A 20980-nucleotide genomic window follows, 5' to 3' on the forward strand; every position below is an offset into this window, starting at 1 on the left:
CCTTTGGCCGCCTCAGGCGGCGGTTTCGGGTGTCGCGGCGCCTTCCCTGCCCCTTACGGCGACCTCCAACATGGCGTCAATACTGACCATCTTCCGCCGCGGCCTACCGGATTCACGACCGGCGCGACATTCGGCATCGTCGATCCGACGCCAATCGGCGAAATCAATCCGGGGACTCATCAGCGGCACATTCACCCGTTGCCGGTCGTCCTTCACCGGCCAACGTCCCTCGCGAAAATCCGAGAGCAACTTGCGAACCGTTTCGCCGGCGTCGGCGCGATTTGTTCCGATGATGCCGGTGGCCCCCCGCTTGATCCAACCGGCGACGTACAGAGGCGCGGCGCCGTGCAGCGCCTCACCCATTACGCGTCCTTCAACGTTGGGGATGATGCCGCGGCGCGTGTCAAACGGCACATTTTCAAGGGGCCTGCCCCGAAAGCCAATACTTGCGATCGTCAACCCCGCCAAAACTGAAAAATGCCATGTGCCAGGCACGGCCTTTCTATCGTTGACGGGACCTTCCAACTGGTTGCGCACAAACTGAACGGCGCTAACGCGGTCAGATCCTTCGATAGCCACAGGACTCGCCAGAAACGTCAAATGAAGCTCTTTAGCCTTCTCCCGAGAGCAATCACGCGCCGCCGCAGCGTTAATGACGTCGACGTTGCGCTTAATGGCTGCGTTAATCGGCAATTCAAGAAAGGCGTGTTCTTGCTCGTCGAGCCGCAAAGCCTCGCGATCGACCACGATGCGAACATCGGGCATGCCAAGCAGTTCACGCAGTTCCGCGGTCGTAAATGACGCCTGTATCGGTCCTCGCCGCCCGACCATGTGAACGCGGCGCACCCGGCTTCGACGGAGTGCCTCTAGCGCGTGATCGGCTATATCGGTTTTTGCGAGCCGCGCGTGATCACTGAGCAGAATGCGCGCAACATCAATGGCGACGTTGCCGTGTCCGATAACAACCGCACTGTCATTGTCAAGGCTCAGATCAAGTCTGGTAAAGTCCGGATGGCCGTTGTACCAGCCAACGAAGTCCGTCGCCGTGATACTCTGCGAAAGATGACTACCTGGGACCGGCAATGGTGTTCCGGCAGATGCACCATACGCAAGAATAATGGCGTCGTATCGGCTTCGCAGCAAGTCCAGCGAGATATTGCTGCCCACCTCGACGTTGCCGAAGAACGCAAACTTGATGTTGCTGGCCAGGGCATCGAACACCTTGACGACCTGTTTGATCTGCTGGTGATCCGGCGCGACGCCGGAACGAACCAACCCGTAAGGCGTCGGCAACCGGTCGAACATATCCACGCGTACGCCGGCATCCGATTTCAGGAGCGCTTCTGCGGCAAAAAAGCCGCTGGGACCGCTCCCAATTATCGCAATGTGAGGTTCAGACATTGTCAAAATCCGTAGCTCGCCTTCCGCGTTTCCGCGTTCGGAAGAGCCACCTGCTTTTCCAGAATCGCCGGCAATTGAGACGCACGCTCGGCGTTGATCTCGATCCAATGGGACTTGTCGGCGGGCAAATCCTCGACGTCGAAGATTGCATTCACGGGGCACGCAGTCAGACATGCGCGGCACGCAATGCATTCGATGGGGTCAACGTAAACCATCCGCTCGTCTTGGTGAAAACAGGATACCGGGCAAACCGCGACACATTCAGTGAAGCGGCAATCCAAGCAGTTATCAGTAACAACGACGGCCATTGATCAATCTCGTCCCTTCCCCCTCATCCGCACGCCCATTGTATTCATAGTTGCGCGACCCACTGCGAGACGAAACGGGAGCTCCTCTCCGACAGACCGGATGCATATTTGGCGGTATCCGCGCGAAGCCTGGACAAAGTGTCAGGGCCCGATTTGCGAATGTCACCGGCGAACGCGACGAACCATTGCTCGAGCTCCGCCGCATCAGTTTCGACGTGGAATTGCAAAGCAAGTGCGTAATTTCCTACCGCGAACGCCTGGTGAGCGTAACGAGAAGTCGATGCCAGCAACGTCGCACCTTGCGGCAGTTCGAATGTGTCACCGTGCCAATGCAGAACCGGCATGTCGTCGCCCGCGACCGCCGCGAGCGGGTGCTCGCGCCCTTGCGCGGTCAATTGAACGGATGCCCAACCGAGCTCCACGCCGTTCGTCCCCGGAAATAGTCTGGCGCCAAGCGCGGCCGCCATCAGTTGTGACCCAAGACAGAGGCCGAGAATCGGGTGTTTTGCCGCGAGACGGGCGCGTATGATGCCGATTTCATCGGTCAAGAATGGAAACTCGGGAGCGTCGTAGACCTCCCATCACGATAAGCAAGTCGGCGTCTGCAGCTCTTTCGCGAAACTGCCGAATCCCTGCCGCCGGGATCGATACAACCTCATATCCATTCGCCTCCAGCACCGGTTTAAGCGTGCCGGGATGTTCGACTGCCAAGTGCTCGATAGCGATACAGAGCTTACTCATTCCGCAGCCTCACTCATCGCACACCTGATGCGCACCTCAATTCCGTGCACGCTCGAGCTTTCCGCAAGATCGGTCTTTTGACCGGGATTGAGGATATTGACGTTAGCACCGGCCATTTCGTATTTCGGCCAGCGGCCCTTGTGAAGCAGGATCGTTGCCTGAGGCACTCCCGCATCGAAGCCCACGCGCATCGGCAGCTCGCCGGTTTCGTTGAACAGAATAACGGCTTCCCCTTCAACAAGGCCCGCTGCATTCGCCATTGCCGGATTGATGAATCCAGTTTGCGGGCCGATCTGACGCCGAATGCGCTCTTCGCTCCCGTAGCTGCTGTTCATCAGCCAACTGCTTGCCGGCGACAGAACGCGCCAGAAACCCGGCGCGGGCGGCGCGTCCGCGTGCGGCGTCGGCGCGGTAGGTAATCCGGCATCGACGAAAGCTGGTCCCGCCAGTTCGATCTTGCCGGAATTCGTGGAGAACCTGCCATCGACAAAAGGAATGCCGGTCTTGCTTGACCAGAACACGGTTCCGCGCTCGGACAATTCAGAAAAACCCATTTCAATACCGCTCTGATGAAGCAGCTTCTCAAGCATGTCGCCGTCCTGTTCGAACAGCGCTCTGTCCGAGAGCCTGCAAGCTTCAGCGATCTGGCGGAACATTTCCATGTTGGTTTTCGACGAACCAAACGGTTCGCTCGCCTTGGTCTGGGCCGACACCGTCCAATCGAAATACGACATCACCAGATCATCGAATTCGAGGAAACTCGCGGCCGGTAGAACGATGTCAGCGTAGTCCACCGTATCTGTCGGAAAAATGTCGATCGCCACATGAAAGAGGTCTTCTCGCTTCAAGGCATCGACCAGCTTTTTCTGGTTCGGGCTGGAGGCGGCAGGATTGCAATTCCACGTGAAGAAAACCGACGAACGTCGTGGATCGGCTAATGCCTCGTGCAAATCCATGTGACTAATCGCGGGCGACGCGCCGGGCGCGATCTCAGCGCCAGTGACCCAGCCCATGTCAACGCCGCGAAATCCAAAGCCGTTCATGTAGAATAGCCCCGCGCCGGGCTTCATCATATTCCCGGTCGCGACCGGAAGAAGCGAGCAGGCACGAAAGACATTGCCGCCAAACGGCTGGCGCTGCAGCCCTTGCCCCAGCCAAAGCAGCGAGGGTCCCCTTGCATAGATCTCGGCGGCCTGGCGAATAAGCGCTGCGGGAACGCCGGTCTCAGCCTCTCCCCACTCCGGCGTGCAGGCGTCAAGCTGCGCAGCGACCGAAGGCCAGCCGATCGCATGCGATTCAATGAATGACCGGTCGAGAAGATTCAATTCGCGGATAACATGCAACATGGCGAATGCCAGCGATGCATCGCTGCCCGGCCGCGGCTGCAGGAAAAGATCGGCCTCCTGCGCCGTTTTGTGCTTGATCGGATCGATGACGATCCGCGTCGCTTTACTGCTCTTCAACCAGTGGCGGTCGACATGCGGTGCAGAAGTCGCCGGATTTGCACCCCAGACCATGATACAATTCGAATCCTTGACGGTGCGTGGGTCGAAGCCGCTGAGACTGTCGCCAAAGACGAGCTGAAGCGCAGCATGGCCGGCTTTGTTGCACACCGTATCCGGATCGACTTCGGTCGCTCCAATCGCATTGAAGAAACGCAGTGGAAAATTTCCGGCGAGCAGCGCCACGGTTCCGGTGTAATGCGCCTGAATGACTTTGCTGGCCCGCCCACCCGCGATATGCGGCTTTAACTTTGCTGCGATAACGGCAATCGCGTCATCCCAGGTAATCTGTTCCCATTGTCCTGCGCCCTTCGGCCCGGTTCGTCGCAACGGATGCAACAGGCGAGACGACGAATTGATGAAACCTCCGTTGTAGGCAACAGCGCATTTGCCGCACAACGAACCCTTGCTGACGAAATGGTTCGGATCACCCACAACGCGGGAGATTTTCCCATCGCGACGTTCGACCAAGATACCGCATGCGTCGTAACAATCACGCGGGCATGTGGTTAGAACCTTGTCCGGAATCGTGCTCATATAGCGATCTTCCCTCTTACGCACTTCATAAGACCAGCGGCTGCATGGCCCGCGTTTTGCAGGCAATCGATGATCTTCCCCGACTTGAATACGAGGTACCCCATGCTTCCACCTCTCCGCTTTCTCGCTGACAATTTCGACCGCGTCTGCGGAATCGTAACGACATCCGTTGCTGCTTTTCTGTATCTGAACACGACCGGACTGCCGTTTGGAACGGTTGGCGCGCCCGATTCAGGCTTCTTCCCGAAATCCCTTTCCGCGATTTTGGCTATCCTCGGACTGGGAATGATTTTACGAGCGAGCTTTGCGACGCGCGAGCGCGCCGAGTTCACCCTGCGGAGCTGGGCTGTGCCCCTGGCAGCCTCTGCGCTGCTCGTGTACGCCGCGCTCCTCAACAAGGTCGGCTTTATTCTCTGCACGATCACGATCCTGTTTCTTCTCATGACAGCCTATGGCCGGTTACGTTGGGTTGTCGCACTCGCCATTTCCGTTCCAGCCGTCGTTGTTTGCTATGTCGGCTTCACCGAACTCGGCGTGCCGCTTCCGCAGGGTATTCTCACCATTTTCTGAGCGATGCCCCTGACAAAGCTGGCCGTCTTCTTCTCGTCATCGTCTCCCCTTACTCCGCCGGTTGTGTCGCTGGCAGACTTGGCCTGCGGCGGCGCCACGCTGCAAAAAGTGCCGCCATTGCGGGCCAAAGCCCGATAAGCAGCGCTGCCGCCACGAGCGAGCCCGCCACCGGTCGGTTGACGAAGATCGTAAAATTGCCGCCGGACATGATCAGGGACTGTCGAAGTGCCGTCTCCATGATCGGGCCTATGACGAAAGCCAGCACCAGGGGCGGTAACGGAAAATCGAACTTCCGCATCAGATATCCGAGCATACCGAACGCGGTCATGGATGCGATGTCCGCCGGATTGTTATTGACGCCATAGGCGCCGGCGAGACAGGCCAGAACGATGATTGGAACCAGGATACTGTTCGGCACCAACGTGATCTTCGAAAGATAGCCAATTAGCGGAAGCATTAGGCATAGCAGGATGCAGTTGCCGACGAACATGCTGGTTACAATCGCCCAGAACATCTCGGGATGCTGAATCATAAGCGTCGGCCCCGGCGTGATGCCGTGAAGCATGAATGCACCCAACATCAGCGCCATCACCGCGTTCTCCGGTAATCCCAGCGTCAACAGAGGGATGAATCCGGCGCAGGTTGCCGCATTGGCCGCCGCTTCCGGCGCCGCAACGCCGCCGACGGCGCCTCCGCCAAAATTCTGAGATGGGTGTCGCCAACGTTTCGCCGTCGCGTAAGCCAGATACGACGAGACCGTCGCTCCGCCTCCGGGAAGCAGGCCAACGAAAAAACCAACGAGCGTTCCCTGGATCAATGGTCGCGCGGCATTCCGCCAGTCCTGTCGCGTCGGCAAGACGTCGCGTAGCCGGCTTGGCGCACGGATCGGCCCGGCAGCAACTATCTTCTCCTCAAGAAGCGAGAAGACTTCCGAAATGCCAAACAATCCCATCACCATCGGTACCAGATCGATGCCGGACTGCAGGCTGAGCGAGCCGAAAGTGAAACGCGCGGTGCTTCGGACGGGGTCCAGACCGACCGTCCCAAGCAGCAGGCCGAACACTGTCACCGCGATCGCCTTAAGAACAGAGTTTGTGGCCAGATAGCTCACCAGCGTCAGCCCCAATAGCGTGAGCGCAAAATATTCCGGAGGGCCAAAGTTCAAGGCGAAATCGGCGAGCGTGGGTGCCAGCAAGCCCAACCCGACGAGGCCGAACATTCCTGCGATAAAGGCACTGAACATCGAGATGCCAAGCGCCACACCTGCCCGCCCCTGCTTGGTCAGCTCATAGCCGTCAATCGCGACCATAACGGAGGCGGATTCGCCGGGCACGCAAAGCAGGATCGAGGTGATTGAGCCGCCATACATCGAGCCATACCAGATGCCGGACAGCATGATGATCGCGGTCGCCGTATCGAGGAAATAGGTGATCGGAAGAAGCAGTGCGATCGTCGCCGCCGAGCCGAGGCCAGGCAAAATTCCCACGATAACGCCCAGCGATACGCCGATAAAGCAGAACAGCAGGCTCATCGGTTGGAGCGAGATCGAAAATCCATGGCCAATGTTGACGAGCGTATCCAAGCCAGCCCCCTCCGAAGCGCGGTATCCGCAATCAGATGAAGGGGTAGCAAGTCACGTGCCAAACTCCAGCACGAAAAATGTTTCATTATACGAAGCATTGAGCTCCCGGGATCGCATACGAGATCGCGGAATGCTCAATATTTTCTCGCCAACGAGCAATTTTTGGGCATATCACAAGATCATTAGGTTCAACGCCGTGAAATGAAACATTTTTTATTCTGGCATGGTTGTTGCTCTGAGATAGCCGACGACAAGGCGGCATGCCGGCAAAGATCAAGGGAACCAAGACCCCATGTTACACGTACCGAATAACTCCTATTTCGAGTCACTCCGGGACCTCCTTTCTCATCTGGAAAAGATCGGAAAGCTGCGAAGAATCACCAAGCACGTCGATAAGGATTGGGAAATCGCCTGCGTTACGCGCCAGGTCATGTACCAGCGGCCGGAAAATCGCTACGCGCTTCTTTTCGAAAATATTTCTGGATTCGAGACGCCGGTCGCGACGAACACACTCGGTGCGTCTCGCGACATATATGCCACCGCTCTCGGCGTTCCGTCCATTGACGGCCGTATCGACAAGGAAGCAATCCGCACGAAATGGGCTACCGCGCTAAGCGCGCCGATTCCGCCGGTCGTGGTCAAGACCGGCCCCTGCAAGGAAAACGTCATGCGGGGAAAAGATGTCAACCTGCTAAAATTTCCGATTCCGACATGGACGCCAGGTCTCGATGCCGGCGCTTATCTGTCGGCCGGTGCCGTGATTCAGGTAGATCCGGAAACCGGCATTCAGAATGCCGGCGTTTATCGCGGAATGATCAAGGGACCGAATCGGATCGGGGTCCTGGTACAGCCCGCAAAGCATTCCGGCATCATCATGCAAAAATATGAGGCCACGAATAAGCCGATGCCGATCGCGATCGCGATCGGTTCGCCGCCGTACCTCGGGATGACGTCAGTGGGAAGGGTTCCCTTCGGTGTCGACGAAATGGCGGTCGCCGGAGGGCTCGGCGGTCAGCCGATGGAAATCGTGAAGTGCGAGACCATCGATTTGATGGTCCCGGCGCATGCCGAAATGATCATCGAGGGAATTGTGCAGCCTCACTTCCGCGAACAGGAGGGACCGTTCGGCGAATTCTACGGGCATATGGGTCCCGTCGCGCAATCGCCGGTAATCGAGGTCACCGCAATCACTTATAGAAACGGTACCATTCATCAGGGTTTCCAGGAGCAAATGCCGCCGAGCGAAGGCAGCTGCATCAAGGATATCGCGATGGAATCCATTCTTCTCACCGGGCTCCGGCAATGCGGTATTCCCGGCGTGCTCGATGTCTATGTTCATCCGATGTCGTGCCAGTCGCACGTCGTCGTGAAGATCAAACCGCAGTTTCCATCACATGCGAAGGCGGTTTATTCAGGATGTTGGGCGGTTTATCCGAACCGCGCCAAGCAGGTCACTGTCGTTGAGGACGATTGCGACATCTACAACGACGACGACGTCGCCTGGCACGTTTCGACGCGCGTCCAGCCCGACCGCGACTACACGATCTGGGAAAACGGCACCGGCCTTCCGCTCGATCCTTCAATGCCGAAAGAACAGGCGATCTACAGCGGTAAAGTTGGCATCGACGCAACACGCAAACATGCTTATCCGCCGCGCTCCATGCCGCCGCGCGAACTGATGCAGACCGTACATGATCAGTGGGAAAGCTACGGCCTCCCTCCCCTGGTGTGACAGTTATCGATAGGTAGGCATCGGCAGGAAGGGTAAGAGATGAAGGCCCGCGAGAAAGTCATCATAGTCGGCGGTGGACCCGTGGGTCTTCTGTGTGCACTCAATCTGGCCTCGCACGATGTGCCGGTCCTCGTCCTTGAATCCCATCCGGAACTGTTTATGGACCTACGGGCGGGGTCGTTTCACCCGCCCACGTTGGAGGTGATGGAACCGCTTGGACTAACCGCAAAGTTGCTCGACATCGGCATTCCCGTTCACAAGTGGCAACTCCGCGATCGTAACAAAGGCATCATCGCTACATTTGAACTATCCCTGCTCGGTGACGAAACGCCATTTCCTTTCCGTCTCCATCTCGAGCAACACCGCTTTACGCCGATCGTACTCGAAGAATTGCGCAAGCTGCCGAATGCAGAAGTGCGGTTTTCGAGTCATGTCGAAAACATCGCGCAGACCGACAGCGGCGTTCGCGTGACAGCGCGAACGCCGGACGGAGAAGAAGCATTCGAGAGCACCTGGGTCATCGGCGCCGACGGCGGCGGCAGCGTCGTCCGGAACTGCGCCGATATCGAGTTCGAAGGATTCACCTTTCCCGAACGCTTTGCGCTCATCAGCACCACACATGACCTGGGCCACGATGGCTTCACAGATACCGCCTATATCTCGCATCCCGTCGAGTGGTGCGCGGTGTTTCGCCTGCCGGATCAGGGACCACCGGGGTTGTGGCGCTTTCTGTATGGGTGTGATCCCGACGAGAGCGAGCAGGACGCATTGTCCACGCCCAGGATCGAGAGACGGCTTCAGTCGGTTCAACCGAAATCGACGCCTTATGACATCGTTCACCGGACGATCTACCGGGTCCACCAGCGCGTCGCGACCACCTTTCGCAACGGCCGGCTTCTGATCGCCGGCGATGCGGCGCATCTCAACAATCCGATTGGCGGGTTCGGTTTAAACTGCGGATTGCAGGACGCGATGAACCTCACCGACAAACTCATTCGCGTCATTCACGCCGACGCATCGGACGATTTCCTGGGTCTGTATGTTCGGCAGCGGCGAACCGCCAACATCGAATACGTCCAGGAAGCCTCGATCCGCAACAAGCGGCTGCTGGAAGAAACCGACGAAAGCGTCAGGCTTTCGCGGCTCGACGACATGCGGCGTTCATCGCTTGATCCGTCACTTGCGAAGGCCGTTCTGATGCGTTCGTCCATGATCGACAGCATGCGACGCGCGAACTCGATCGTCTAATATCAAATAAAAGCCGGGAGAGCGACCTTGAGGACATACCGACATTTGTAAACTGGGGACGGTTGAATGAAAATGGTCAGGTCACTGCTTCTCGCTGCGGCTATCGCTGCCTCGTCGTCCGCTCACGCTCAAACCTATCCGTTCAAACCAGTGACCATGATCATTCCGTTTCCGGCGGGCGGACGAACCGACGTGATCGGCCGGATTTTTGCGCAGAGCCTGCAAGACGCGTTGGGTAAACCGATCCCCGTGATCAACAAACCCGGCGCAAGCAGCGTTCTGGGATCGAACGAGGTCTCGGAGGCAGCTCCCGACGGTTACACCATCGGCTTCTTCTCGACGGCAGCCGTGACGGCGCAATATACCGTTCCCACTCCGCTATCCCTCAAGAGCTTCGAACTCGTAGCTATCGTCAATGCCGATCCGGCGGCCCTTGCCGTTGCCGAGAGTGCACCGTGGAAATCGCTGCGTGATCTCGTCGCCGACGCGAGAACCAAGCCCGGTGCGCTTCGTCTCGGCATGATCCCGGGCGCTTCTTCGCAGATCTTCGCGGCGGGGTTCACGCGCGCGGCGGGCCTCGATCTCATCAGCGTTCCGTTCAAAGGCGATACCGATGGAGCGATTGCGCTCGCTGGACACAACATCGACGTCCATTTCGCAGTTCCGGTGTCATACAAGAGTTTGGTCGAAAGCAAGAAGGTTCGTATTCTTGCGGTCGCTTCCGATGCGCCGTCGCCGATCTATGGAAATCTTCCCACGTTCAAGGATGGTGGTGTCGACCTGACGATCGGCGCTTTCCACGGAATCTTCGTGCCAGTCGGGACGCCATCCGCGGTCACGCAGAAGCTCGCCGACGCGCTCAAAATCGCCGTCGAACGGCCTGAGCTCAGGAAACGCATGGACGACGCAGGCGCGGCCATCGTCTTTCTGCGGGGAGACGAGGCGAAATCATATCTTGCGAAGCAGGATGAAACCTATCGGAATATCATCGAAGCGCTCGGTTTGCGCGTTGCTGCTGCCCACTAATTCGAGGCTGAACATATGACTGTATCCGATCGGCGCCGAATGATCGTCGGCATTAGCGGGGCTTCCGGTATCGTCTACGGCATTCGCACGCTGGAGGTGCTTCAGCAGCTCGGTTACGAGACCCACCTGGTGATGACGAAATCCGCGCAAATTACGATGGCGCATGAAACGAGCGTGAAGGTTGCCGCGCTCGGAAGGATCGCCAGCGTCTTCCATCGTATCGAAGATATTGGAGCTTCGATCTCCAGCGGTTCGTTCAAGACCATGGGAATGATCGTCGCGCCATGCTCGATCAGAACGTTGTCGGAGATCGCGACGGGCATCACCTCTACACTGCTGACACGGGCGGCCGACGTCGTACTCAAGGAGCGACGGCGGCTTGTGCTGTTGGCCCGCGAGACCCCATTGCATCTCGGTCACCTCCGAAGCATGACGCAGCTCACGGAAATGGGCGCCATCGTTATGCCCCCAGTTCCTGCCTTCTACGCAAAGCCGCAAACCATCGACGACATCGTCAACCACACCGTTGGCCGGGCTCTCGACCTGTTCGATATCGATTGCAAAATGGTCAAGCGCTGGGGTGACCCGGATTCGAAGAGCGACCGGACACAATCGCGCGTCGACCACGATGAGGCTGTCGTCACCTCGATCGCTGCCCGCTGATAAGCTTCATCGAACCCGAGCGACAAACTGCGAATTCCGCAGATCATTCGTATCGCCGCAGGCCGCGCGATAGGGACCTGCGTTCGAGAAGCGGCATGGCTCAATGATCATCGACTGGATCGGTAATATGCAGATGAACGAGTCCGCCGCAAACGAAGTCTGCTGGAACTTCGTGATCGAGCTCTATGCCAAACAAGGCGTCTCGCAGGCCTGCCTGCTACTACAGGATCAATTAGGCGTTGACGTCAGCTTTCTCCTGACCGCCATGTTCTATTCTGCCCGCCGGCAGGTGGATTTGACGGCGGACGAGATCGAAAAACTCGACCGGCACATCTCGGCCTGGCGCAATGAGACCGTTCTTCCGCTTCGCAACCGTCGCCGCAGGCTCAAGGAAGGCAATCCAGCGGTCAAGGGACATTCGGCTGGCGAACTCTACCGTCAAATAAAAGCGGCTGAACTGTTGGCGGAGCGGCTGGAAATCGGTGCACTTGTGCAGCAGCTTGAGCAAATACCGGGCAACCCCGCGAGCGCGCAACCGAACCGAACGACCATCGAAGGTGTTGTCAAATACTTTGCCGATGCTTCGGAGCCGGGCAATCAGCTCGGCGATGCGGCCATTCAAAGCGCAATTTCGGTCCTCGATGCCGCATCGTCGTGATCGTGGGTATGAATTTCCTGTTGCCTCGAGCGTTCCGAACACGTGCTTGATCACAGCCTGTTGCGCCAAACACGCTAAACGGAATGGACGAGTTCGGGTGCCGCTTCTCCACCCAAATAAGCTTTTGCGAGTTCGCCGGATCTGGATAAGACTGCGGTATCGCCATCCAGCAGCAAGCGCCCCAGCTTCAACACGTACCCATGATGCGCCGTCTGCAGGGCCAGCCTTGTATTCTGTTCCACTAAGAGGATTGACAAACCCGAGCCGTTGAGGGTTCGGATAAGTCTAAATATCTCTCGCACGAAAAGCGGACTTAGTCCGAGCGAAGGCTCATCCATCAAAAGAAGCCGGGGACGCGCCATCAGCGCACGGCCGATCGCCAGCATTTGCTGTTCGCCACCCGAGAGCACTGAACCAAGCTCACGTCGCCTACGTGCAAGGTTTGGGAACAGATCATAAATTTTGTCGAGGTCAGCGATGATCGCGCGATCCTTGCGTTGATACGCGCCCATCAGCAGATTTTCGTCGACGGAAAGCGACAACAAAATTCGCCGACCTTCGGGAACCAGCGCCATGCCGGCAGCGACCCGCCGAGCAGACGGCCATTTGGTGATGGTCTCTCCATTAAAGACTATTTTACCCAGAGAGGGCGTAACACCCATGATCGAATTGAGGACTGACGTTTTTCCAGCGCCATTGGCCCCAAGTATTGTGACGATCTGTCCCTCAGTAACCCCGATGTTGACGTCGGTTACAGCAACGACTCTGCCGTAGGAGACGTTGAGGCTGTTGACTTCAAGCAGCATCGTCGCTCCCAGCGCTAGCGGAATAGGCGACCTCAACGTCGACGACGGAGCCGGAAGAAACGTCAATAACGTCGTCCTTACCTAGATAGGCTTCGACAACCGCTGGATGCTTGAATACGTCCTTGGGTCTTCCTTCAGCAATCTTCCGGCCAAAATTCAACGCCACAACGTGATCACAAAGGGAACCAACAAACTCAATGTCGTGTTCGACAATGAGAACACTCATCTCCTGGGGAAGAGACTTGACAAGTACCGACACGAGCTCCGCACGTTCGACAGTATTCAGGCCGGCTGCGGGTTCGTCCAGCAGGAGTAGTCTTGGCCGTGTAACAAGGGCACGCGCGATCTCAATGCGCTTTTGAACGCCATAAGGCAGTCCATCGGCGAGTTGGTTCATATCATCCCGCAATCCAACGCTTTCGATTGCCTGCCGTGCTTCCTCCAAATAACGGCGATTTGCACGCCACTGGAGAGGAATGAAGTTGCGGTGCAGTTTTCCCACGTGATGATGCTGGCCAAGCATGACGTTTTCGAGAACTGTCAGGTGCTTCATCAATCGTAAATTTTGGAAAGTCCGTCCGATGCCAAGTTTGACCCGCCGGTCAATCGGGACTTCGTTAATGCGCTCGTTATCGAGGAGTATCTCTCCGGAGGTCGGTTGATAGACGCCGCTCAGCAGATTGAAGACGGTGGTCTTTCCAGCGCCGTTCGGGCCAATCAGGCCGCACCGCGATCCCTTCTCGACAGCGATATCAAGGCTTTCCACCACAGCGAGGCCGCCGAAAGTTAGCGTGACACCGTGCACGAACAGCACGGGAATCATGAGCGCTGTCTCCTCACCTGCAGTTTCCCCTCGCGGCAACCAACTCCGGCAAAGAAGCAAGGACCACCGCCCTGCCTGACCGCAATCACGCCCCTTTCTTGCTTTCCAGCCACGGCTGCACTCAAATCCAACCTCGTGCGATCCTTCAGTCTATTAGCAGGCGGCATGCCAACCAAGATTGCTATACTCCGGGAGGCAGTTGCATCGATGTGCGCGCCGATCCTATTTCGCACCAATGAACTCATTGTCCTGAACGGCAACCTTCAACATCGCCTCAACCGAAACGAATTTTCTGCCGGGCCTGCCGACGGTTGCGCCTCGATCCGCTTCCAGCCTGCAAATTAACAACCTGCCCGTTAAAGCTTGAGTCGATTTCAGCTTTACGCGTCCTGCATTCCAATGACTGCTCCGAAACTGCTCCTAGAGACTTTGGACGGTCTCTTCAGAGTCGGCCTTATTGGTGCCAATGACCCCGCTTTGCCTTCGTTTAATCCACCCGGTGACGTAGACCGCAAGCGTCTTAGCAGTCGCGCGGACATGTTGCTGTAACTCTCTCCGGAATGGCATTCATCAAATGATCCGTGTTGCACGCAGCATCCCAGACGCTCATCCGAGATCGATGGCCACTAGCGACTATCGGAGGGGCTGTGATCCGCGCGGACACCGAACTGCCGGATACCTCGTGAAACCAACGCGCGTCCGGCAGATGGGCAGCTCTTACGATCTTAGTCGCGGCCTTTCGGCCAAAACAGATTGATATCGCTCGGATTCACAAGGTCCGGTACCGTCCAACCTTTGTGGTCGTATTCGTCCAAGCATTGTTCGACGAACGACTTCATTCGAGAAGAAAGCCCCGAGTCATGGGCATCCTTGAACGCGTCGAGCTGACCCTGCTCGTAGTTCCCCGCATAATTGATCTCGTATAGCTCGTGGCGGGATGCAAATTCAGATCCGACGGAATCCCAGAGAAGCTTGAGCAACTTTACGCGATCAATAGCTTCGATTCCATTCGAGCCGCGGACATATTTGTCAAGATAGGGCTTTAATTCCGGCTGTTCAAAATCCGCTCCACTGGAGGGAAGATAGATCAGGCCGGATGCGACCGTCTTGCTGATCAGATTTCTCATCCGGGAATAGGCGTCGGCCGCGAGATTTCGGTAGGCCAGGCAGGCTTCATAGTTCGGTTTGACATATTGCCCACACCATCGCTCGCCGGAGTGAACCATTGCGTCGGACAAACTCCATATCAAGTGCCGTAACGCGATTGCCTCGCCAACGCTTGCCTGGACACCACGAAAGTCCTTGGTACCCGTGATTTCCACCGCCTTCAGCAGCATGCCACAGAAAAAATCCATCTTTACCGCGAGGCGCGCGCACCCGTGCATGAGATTGCGCCCGTCGTGCCCCACTTGCGCAGCGAAACGGTTCGAATTTTCGACCCCGTACATCAGAACGTCTTCCCAAGGAACGAAAACCTTGTCGAGGATGAGGATTGTATCATTCTCGTCGAACCGACCGGAGAGCGGCGCATCAAACGGACGCCCTGTCACACCGGAATTGAACTCATAGGAAGAGCGGCAGATCAATTTCACCCCGGGCGCATTTGGCGGCACAATGAAAACAGGGGAGAAGCGTTTCTCTTTGTGGATCACGTTGCCGTAGAAACCGACGTAAATATATTGGGTCAGCGGGGCTCCTGTCGCCACGACCTTGGCGCCGCTCACCACGATTCCGCCGTCAGTTTCCTCGTCGACCCGCACGAAGACATCCGACTGCTCGTTCGGAAGCTGCCGATCAACCGGCGGATGGACAATTGCATGGCCGAAATAAGGAACGCGCTCGCGTACGATGTCGTACCAGCGGTCGGCATTGGCCTGGTAATCCTGATAGACATTCTTATGGAGACCAAGGGTGCCGAACCAGGCCGCCTTGTAATCCGGGGTTCGGCCCATCCAACCGTAAGTCATGCGGGCCCATTCGACGATCGCATCCCGAGCGGCTACCTGCTCCGGGATTGACCGCGGTGCCTGAAAGAAGCGATGCGTACGCATACCGCTTCCGTTATCGATTGGAATGGTCAAAAGTTCGACTTTTTTCGGATCATGAAGTGAGTCGTACAGCCGGGCGATCATCCGCGCGGAATTTCTAAAGGCCGGATGGTTCGCCACATCCTTGACGCGTTGACCATTTATCCAGACCTCTCGGCCGTCATTCAGGCTCTGCAGATATTGTGCACCGGTGCAGGCGCCCACCTTGCCGGCCGCACCTGCCCTGATGGTGGGCGGCGCGTCAGGCATTACACCAGCTGTGCGTGCTGGCTGCGACACTATACTCTCCATTATCTTCATACTCTCCATTGGATTTCGAGATACAAGTTTAGAGCTCAATCGCGCCACTGCAGCGTCCTCGCCCATCGTACCCAACGCGATGCCGAGGCGACGGTGCATCATCAAGCCAGTTTCCGTGGTTTCCAAAAGCACCGCTCTGGACATTTCTATGGTACCGCTTCTTGCCAAGAGCGGCGCGGCCAATAACTCAGCGCGGCAAAGCTGTCCACGAGAACCGTCTTCTCGCTAATTTTCAAGGCTTCGCCTTCCTGCTCGGTTTGATAAACGGCGAACGGCGCGACGATACGCGGCAGCCCAGTGACGTGACGATCGCTGTGGATATTATAGTTGCTCGCAACGCGGAGCGCCTTCAATCGTCTTCGATCGTCTCGCGGCTATCACAATAGATGAGGGCCGACGAAAATATTGTTCCCGGGGCTTCCCGTAGCAGGAACAACGAACCGCGAATAGATCGAGCCATTGTTACTGATCTGCGTGATCGCGCAGTTCGGAAACAGAGAAACGATCGCCACATTGATGTCGTCGTTACGATCCGGATGAAAGGCAACGAGGGACGACTCCGCGAGTTCAAGGTTAGCACGGCTCACCCAGGCACCTGCGTGGCAGCCGGATAACAACCACCCGGAATTATTTCGACTGCGCTAATTCGGGGGGGTGCTTGTCGACCAACACCCATTTGTTGGCTTTTGCTTCCAATATGTAGATTGTCTTGATGACATCACCTTCTGGCCCCATGCTCAAATTGCCAACGATCGCAGGAAAGTCTTTCATTTTTCGCAACTCATCGCGAATTGCCGTGCGCTCCTCAGCAAGTTTGGTCTTGTCACCCGTGACTTTTGCCCGCTTCATCGCCTCGGCATACATGAAGACGATATCGTAGCTGGCAGCATCAAACTGACTTGGCTCGATCCCGGTTTCTCCGGCGACCTTCAGTTTTGCCTTGAACCGTTCGACGAATGATTGGACCCGGGCATCCTCGATGCCGCTGTAAAATGTAGCGCCGATCAGCGTTCCTTCGCCATTCGGCCCCATCCGTTCGGGGAGATCGGCATCGGCGATGCCCGAGCTGCCGAGGATCCGCCCTTTGTGGCCCTGGCGCCGGAGTTCGGTAACGAATCGCAGCAGCACGTCGGTCTGAGCGCCAACAGCGATCAAATCGCTTGGCTTTTGCATCAATTGAGAAACCTGCGCGGACAAATCGAACGAGCTAACCCGAAACGTCACCGTGTCGGTCTGCGGTATGTTGGCAGCGGTGAGGCGCGTCGGCAAAACGCCGGTTCCAACGGCCTGAGAAAAACTGTCGTCGGTTGCATACGCGATCGCAGCGGACGAATGCGCATAGCCCTTGCGGTCGATCGTTCGGAAGATACGTTCCCACGTGTAGTTCTCTTCAACGGTATTTCTAAAAGCATAGCTAAATGGGGCGGCCACTTTTGGCGCCGATGATCCCATCGACATCTGCGAAATACCCAATCGCTCACCTACGGGAAACGCCGCGCGGCATTCGCCGGTGGTGAGCGGGCCGACTACGGCCAGCGCCGAAAGGTCCTGGGCAAACTGCTGCACGGCGACTACGGCCTGGTCCGGCTTTCCGCCGGTATCGAACGAACGGAGAACGAGCTTCTTACCGTTTACGCCGCCGGCGCCGTTGATCTCTTCCAGCGCGACTTCAATAGCTACGTCATTATGCTTGGACAGCGTCGCGGAAGGCCCTGTAGAGGATCCGCTGTACCCAAGAACGAGCTCTTGGGCCAGCGTGCCGCTTGAATTCGCCAACATGCAGGCAAACACGGCTAACGTGCGGAGATACGTACTCATTCAAGCCACCTCTGGTCTGTTGAAAAAACTGTTTCTGCTGTCACTCTCGAAACACTGCCGCAGATGCACGAGCTTGCTGCCAGGTCGACCGATCGCCGCCGGCTGGCGAAATCACTTCTGCGGAGATGTTCGACGTGCGGGTGGAACGGATGATTGTCATCGGACCGCACTCAGACGCAGTCTTCGGATGACACTCCGCGTCAGCAGACCCTCTGGCCGGCAGACCATCAGGATCACCATCGTCGTGCCAAAGCCGATATAACGCCACTCGCCGCCCGCGCGCATGAGTTCCGGAAGAAGGGTAATGGCGCTGGCGCCGAGCAACGGCCCCCACCATGTTTGTGCGCCGCCGAGCAGCACGAACAGCACCGCATTGCTGCTCAAGAAGAAGTTGAAATTCTGCGCCTCGATGTAACTGTAATGGTGCCCGTAAAGGCCTCCAGCGAGACCCGCGAAGGCTCCTCCGAGCACAAGGGAAAGCATTTTCACGGATGGCACGCCAACACCGAATATGGCGGCTGCGCGTTCGTCGTTGCGGACAGCGGTGAAGACCAGGCCGAGACGCGTCGACATCAGATAAGCAACCAGTACGATCACCAGGAGTGCAGCCGCGGCAATCGAATAGAGCCCGATATAGCCGGGCACGGCAAAGCCGCTGGCGCCCCCTACCGCTTCGGAATTGATGAGAACGGCGGCTACGACTTCGGCGAAGGCGAAAGTTGCAAGACTAAAGTAAATCCCATCCATGCGCGCGATGGTTACTGCGACCAAGAATGCAGCGACGGTCGCGCATGCCGTGCCAATTATGATGCACAGCAAGATAGGCAGCGCAAACTTCACGCTCACAATCGCGGAGGCATAGGCACCGATCGCCACATAGCTTGCAACGCCAAGGTTGAGTTGGCCTGTCGCAAGAGGTAAATATGCGGCATACGCGATGATCACTGAGATCAGGAGATGGGCCGCAATCTGAGACGAATATCCGCCCATCACATTCTTTCAATCATACTGGTGCGATTGCCCAACAGGCCACCAGGGCACCAGACAAGGAGCGCAAGTAATGTGCTGTAGACGACCGCATTTACGGCGTCGGAGCTAATGTAGGCGATCGCCAGCACCTCGATCAAACCGACAATGAACCCCCCGACCACGGCGCCCCAGACATTCCCCATGCCCCCAAGCACCATTGCCGAAAGGCCCTTGGCCGCGACTTCTTGCCCCATATTCCATGAAACCTGCAGGTAGCTAAGCCCGAACAGAATTCCTCCGATACTGGCGAGCATTCCTCCGATGATGTAGATGCTGGATACGGTCTTGCCGACATCCACACCCAGCATCTCGGCGGTTCTCGAGTTTTCCGCGATGCTGCGAATCCCGCGCCCCAGCTTTGATCGTTTGAGCGTCGAGTGCATGACAACGACCGATGTCAACGCTACGGCGAGCCCCAACAGCTGAGGAACGCTTACGAGCAGCCGACCAAAGTGTAGATCCGCGGTCGGAAGCGGGCTTGGATAGCGTATCGCCTCCGAGCCAAATCCAATGATGGCCGAATTTTCCAGAAGGATAAGGAAACCCAGCGAACTGACGAGGGGAATGTGATGAGAGGACTGCCGCAACCAACGATATGTGAATCTTTCGATGAGAAGCGAACAGGCCGCCGAAACAAGTAGCGCCAACCCGAAGGCAATCGACCAATGAAAGCCAGCCCTGAGAAATGCGTAGCTTAGGACTCCGCCGAGCATAAACAGGCCAGGAATGCTGAAGTTCAAAAAGTTCAACATTCCTATTGTGAGCGTAAACGCTACGGCAACCAGCACGTAGATGCTTCCCAACATCAACCCATTGATGACTTGTTGCATGACCACGACAATATCTTCCGTTACAGATTGCCCACTTCGCTGACGCATCGAAAGTTCACGAGAAACGGTAAGTTCCATGAATTTGATCTCAAGCAAAAGAACCACTTCGCGGAATTCTATTGGGATAGGTCGCTTCACCTCCAACCCGGCATCGGATTGCGTCCTTCGGTCTGAGCCACGAATAGATGTCCTCTTGTCAAGCATCCATGGGGCCGCCCATCCGAACGAGAAGGTGGAAACCGTTGAGGGATGGGATAGGTTCACCGGCGTCGAGTTCCACGGGCGTCCTCTGATGACACTGCTCCGCCCAAAATTCCCGAAATACTCCCGGGTGCGCGAACTTGAGGTGTTGGAAGAATACCCATTTTGGTCTGTCGGCGCGTCCTCTCTCCCATATTGCTCAGACTGCCGGAATGCCGCGACACTCGTCGAGCCAAGAGGAGGTCGGCATCTGGGAGATTTTCACCGTATAAGTTGCGCGCTCGGAGAGGAGACCCATTTTGCGATTGCTGATAGGACCAACTCATTTTTCCTGGAAACTTGACCTTGGCGAATTCGGCGCCGCGACGGTAAAGTTTACCTTAGGATCCGGATTATCGGCTAGCCTCGGATGCTTCTCTTTCGGTCGGCGGAGCCGCTTCTCTTTGCAGATCTGAACCTCAATCCAAATTTTAAATCCAACTTTTAACAACTGATCTCGCGACATCTGAGTGGCAAAGGCGATCGGTCGCTAGCGATTACGCTCAAGATTGCCGGGCCTACTTGATAATTGAATTTCTTTGATACAGATTGCTGTTGAACACTTGGAGGTAACATCTTGTCGCCCGACAGTCGCCGCCTACGCGCCGCGCTTGGCCACTTCGCGACCGGAATCATTATCGTCACCGGCCATACCGACGTCGGAGAGCGAATTGGCATGACGATGAATTCTTTTAATTCCGTCTCACTCGACCCTCCGCTGGTGCTATTCAGTATTCGGAAGGACGCGCTAAGTTTGGTGAACTGGCAACGGAGCTCGTACTGTGCGATCAATGTTCTCAGCGAGGACCAAGAAGACCTGTCCAATCTGTTCGCGCGAAGCGAGGCTGAAAAATGGAAAGGAATAACCCCAGTCTTTGGGAAGACTGGCGTTCCTCTTTTGCCCGATGTGCTAGTCGCCTTTGAATGCGAGGCATACGCCAGGTATGATGGCGGCGATCACGAGATCTTTGTATCGCGCGTCGTCGAAATACACGATGGGCACGTCAAACACGGCAAGCCAATTCTGTTCTTCGATGGACGCTACCGCCAGCTAGCCAACGTCGGCACGGCCCACGAACCTCCGAGCGATATCTACGGATGGTAGACGCAGCACCGCT

19 protein-coding genes are annotated in these 20980 nt (G+C 56.9%); 7 read left to right on the top strand and 12 right to left on the bottom strand.

The window, feature by feature from the left end; translation table 11 throughout:
• Positions 1 to 12: 12 nt before the first annotated feature.
• The 4 genes from B5525_RS33755 to B5525_RS33770 all read right to left on the bottom strand — a co-directional run bounded on the left by B5525_RS33755 (position 13) and on the right by B5525_RS33770 (position 4489).
• The gene (locus tag B5525_RS33755) at positions 13 to 1401 is read right to left on the bottom strand and encodes an FAD-dependent oxidoreductase (protein ID WP_079570131.1); all 1389 of its coding nucleotides are present in this window, start codon (positions 1399 to 1401) and stop codon (positions 13 to 15) included.
• A gap of 2 nt (positions 1402 to 1403) precedes the next feature.
• The gene (locus tag B5525_RS33760) at positions 1404 to 1709 is read right to left on the bottom strand and encodes a ferredoxin family protein (RefSeq protein ID WP_079570133.1); all 306 of its coding nucleotides are present in this window, start codon (positions 1707 to 1709) and stop codon (positions 1404 to 1406) included.
• 44 nt (positions 1710 to 1753) lie between these two features.
• Complete coding sequence (locus B5525_RS33765) at positions 1754 to 2257, bottom strand: glutamine amidotransferase-related protein (RefSeq protein WP_079570135.1); 504 nt, start codon at positions 2255 to 2257, stop codon at positions 1754 to 1756.
• 189 nt (positions 2258 to 2446) lie between these two features.
• On the bottom strand, positions 2447 to 4489 hold the full coding sequence (locus tag B5525_RS33770) for a molybdopterin-containing oxidoreductase family protein (protein ID WP_079570136.1): 2043 nt from the start codon (positions 4487 to 4489) through the stop codon (positions 2447 to 2449).
• Positions 4490 to 4558: 69 nt separating this feature from the next.
• Here B5525_RS33770 and B5525_RS33775 point away from each other — a divergent pair, with 69 nt between their 5' ends.
• Positions 4559 to 5059 carry a tripartite tricarboxylate transporter TctB family protein gene (locus B5525_RS33775; protein WP_079570138.1) on the top strand — a complete coding sequence of 167 codons (501 nt, stop codon included), beginning with the start codon at positions 4559 to 4561 and terminating at the stop codon, positions 5057 to 5059.
• 49 nt (positions 5060 to 5108) lie between these two features.
• On the opposite strand, the gene B5525_RS33780 is transcribed toward B5525_RS33775, so the two are convergent.
• Complete coding sequence (locus B5525_RS33780) at positions 5109 to 6641, bottom strand: tripartite tricarboxylate transporter permease (RefSeq protein ID WP_079570139.1); 1533 nt, start codon at positions 6639 to 6641, stop codon at positions 5109 to 5111.
• Positions 6642 to 6933: 292 nt separating this feature from the next.
• Between B5525_RS33780 and B5525_RS33785 the strand changes: the two genes are divergently transcribed.
• From B5525_RS33785 to B5525_RS33805, 5 genes are all read left to right on the top strand, one after another.
• Positions 6934 to 8373, top strand: a complete 1440-nt coding sequence (locus B5525_RS33785) for a UbiD family decarboxylase (protein ID WP_079570141.1) — start codon at positions 6934 to 6936, stop codon at positions 8371 to 8373.
• A 39-nt stretch (positions 8374 to 8412) separates the two neighbouring features.
• Positions 8413 to 9621, top strand: coding sequence for an FAD-dependent oxidoreductase (locus B5525_RS33790; protein WP_079570142.1), 1209 nt, complete (start codon positions 8413 to 8415; stop codon positions 9619 to 9621).
• Between the two features lie 66 nt (positions 9622 to 9687).
• Complete coding sequence (locus B5525_RS33795; protein WP_079570144.1) at positions 9688 to 10647, top strand: tripartite tricarboxylate transporter substrate binding protein; 960 nt, start codon at positions 9688 to 9690, stop codon at positions 10645 to 10647.
• A gap of 15 nt (positions 10648 to 10662) precedes the next feature.
• A complete protein-coding gene (locus tag B5525_RS33800) occupies positions 10663 to 11310 on the top strand; it encodes a UbiX family flavin prenyltransferase (RefSeq protein ID WP_079570146.1) in 648 nt (215 codons plus the stop codon).
• 103 nt (positions 11311 to 11413) lie between these two features.
• Entirely contained in the window at positions 11414 to 11968 is a 555-nt protein-coding gene (locus B5525_RS33805) for a TIGR02444 family protein (RefSeq protein ID WP_079570148.1), read from the top strand.
• A 74-nt stretch (positions 11969 to 12042) separates the two neighbouring features.
• Here B5525_RS33805 and B5525_RS33810 read toward each other — a convergent pair whose 3' ends face one another.
• The 7 genes from B5525_RS33810 to B5525_RS33840 all read right to left on the bottom strand — a co-directional run bounded on the left by B5525_RS33810 (position 12043) and on the right by B5525_RS33840 (position 19700).
• A complete protein-coding gene (locus B5525_RS33810; RefSeq protein ID WP_079570149.1) occupies positions 12043 to 12774 on the bottom strand; it encodes an ABC transporter ATP-binding protein in 732 nt (243 codons plus the stop codon).
• Positions 12764 to 13597: an ABC transporter ATP-binding protein gene (locus B5525_RS33815; protein WP_154073600.1), complete on the bottom strand. Its 834-nt coding sequence runs from the start codon at positions 13595 to 13597 to the stop codon at positions 12764 to 12766. Before B5525_RS33815 ends, B5525_RS33810 begins: the two co-directional genes overlap by 11 nt.
• A 725-nt stretch (positions 13598 to 14322) precedes the next feature.
• Complete coding sequence (locus B5525_RS33820; protein WP_338075238.1) at positions 14323 to 16089, bottom strand: 4-hydroxyphenylacetate 3-hydroxylase N-terminal domain-containing protein; 1767 nt, start codon at positions 16087 to 16089, stop codon at positions 14323 to 14325.
• Between the two features lie 2 nt (positions 16090 to 16091).
• Positions 16092 to 16298, bottom strand: a complete 207-nt coding sequence (locus tag B5525_RS33825) for a hypothetical protein (protein WP_079570153.1) — start codon at positions 16296 to 16298, stop codon at positions 16092 to 16094.
• 274 nt (positions 16299 to 16572) lie between these two features.
• A complete protein-coding gene (locus B5525_RS33830; protein ID WP_079570154.1) occupies positions 16573 to 17763 on the bottom strand; it encodes an ABC transporter substrate-binding protein in 1191 nt (396 codons plus the stop codon).
• A gap of 156 nt (positions 17764 to 17919) precedes the next feature.
• On the bottom strand, positions 17920 to 18753 hold the full coding sequence (locus tag B5525_RS33835) for a branched-chain amino acid ABC transporter permease (protein WP_079570156.1): 834 nt from the start codon (positions 18751 to 18753) through the stop codon (positions 17920 to 17922).
• A complete protein-coding gene (locus B5525_RS33840; protein WP_172900028.1) occupies positions 18753 to 19700 on the bottom strand; it encodes a branched-chain amino acid ABC transporter permease in 948 nt (315 codons plus the stop codon). The genes B5525_RS33835 and B5525_RS33840 overlap by 1 nt, the downstream gene beginning before the upstream one ends.
• A 739-nt stretch (positions 19701 to 20439) precedes the next feature.
• Between B5525_RS33840 and B5525_RS33845 the strand changes: the two genes are divergently transcribed.
• The gene (locus B5525_RS33845; RefSeq protein WP_079570159.1) at positions 20440 to 20967 is read left to right on the top strand and encodes a flavin reductase family protein; all 528 of its coding nucleotides are present in this window, start codon (positions 20440 to 20442) and stop codon (positions 20965 to 20967) included.
• Positions 20968 to 20980 lie beyond the last annotated feature (13 nt).

Origin of the sequence: Bradyrhizobium erythrophlei (assembly GCF_900129505.1) — a bacterium.
GTDB classification, from domain to species: Bacteria; Pseudomonadota; Alphaproteobacteria; order Rhizobiales; family Xanthobacteraceae; genus Bradyrhizobium; species Bradyrhizobium erythrophlei_D.

Coding starts and splice junctions, on each gene's coding strand:
- B5525_RS33755 (WP_079570131.1), bottom strand. CDS start 1,401: ATGTCTGAACCTCACATTGCGATAATTGGGAGCGGTCCCAGCGGCTTT.
- B5525_RS33760 (WP_079570133.1), bottom strand. CDS start 1,709: ATGGCCGTCGTTGTTACTGATAACTGCTTGGATTGCCGCTTCACTGAA.
- B5525_RS33770 (WP_079570136.1), bottom strand. CDS start 4,489: ATGAGCACGATTCCGGACAAGGTTCTAACCACATGCCCGCGTGATTGT.
- B5525_RS33775 (WP_079570138.1), top strand. CDS start 4,559: ATGATCTTCCCCGACTTGAATACGAGGTACCCCATGCTTCCACCTCTC.
- B5525_RS33785 (WP_079570141.1), top strand. CDS start 6,934: ATGTTACACGTACCGAATAACTCCTATTTCGAGTCACTCCGGGACCTC.
- B5525_RS33790 (WP_079570142.1), top strand. CDS start 8,413: ATGAAGGCCCGCGAGAAAGTCATCATAGTCGGCGGTGGACCCGTGGGT.
- B5525_RS33795 (WP_079570144.1), top strand. CDS start 9,688: ATGAAAATGGTCAGGTCACTGCTTCTCGCTGCGGCTATCGCTGCCTCG.
- B5525_RS33800 (WP_079570146.1), top strand. CDS start 10,663: ATGACTGTATCCGATCGGCGCCGAATGATCGTCGGCATTAGCGGGGCT.
- B5525_RS33805 (WP_079570148.1), top strand. CDS start 11,414: ATGATCATCGACTGGATCGGTAATATGCAGATGAACGAGTCCGCCGCA.
- B5525_RS33810 (WP_079570149.1), bottom strand. CDS start 12,774: ATGCTGCTTGAAGTCAACAGCCTCAACGTCTCCTACGGCAGAGTCGTT.
- B5525_RS33815 (WP_154073600.1), bottom strand. CDS start 13,597: ATGATTCCCGTGCTGTTCGTGCACGGTGTCACGCTAACTTTCGGCGGC.
- B5525_RS33820 (WP_338075238.1), bottom strand. CDS start 16,089: ATGTCCAGAGCGGTGCTTTTGGAAACCACGGAAACTGGCTTGATGATG.
- B5525_RS33830 (WP_079570154.1), bottom strand. CDS start 17,763: ATGAGTACGTATCTCCGCACGTTAGCCGTGTTTGCCTGCATGTTGGCG.
- B5525_RS33835 (WP_079570156.1), bottom strand. CDS start 18,753: ATGGGCGGATATTCGTCTCAGATTGCGGCCCATCTCCTGATCTCAGTG.
- B5525_RS33840 (WP_172900028.1), bottom strand. CDS start 19,700: ATGGAACTTACCGTTTCTCGTGAACTTTCGATGCGTCAGCGAAGTGGG.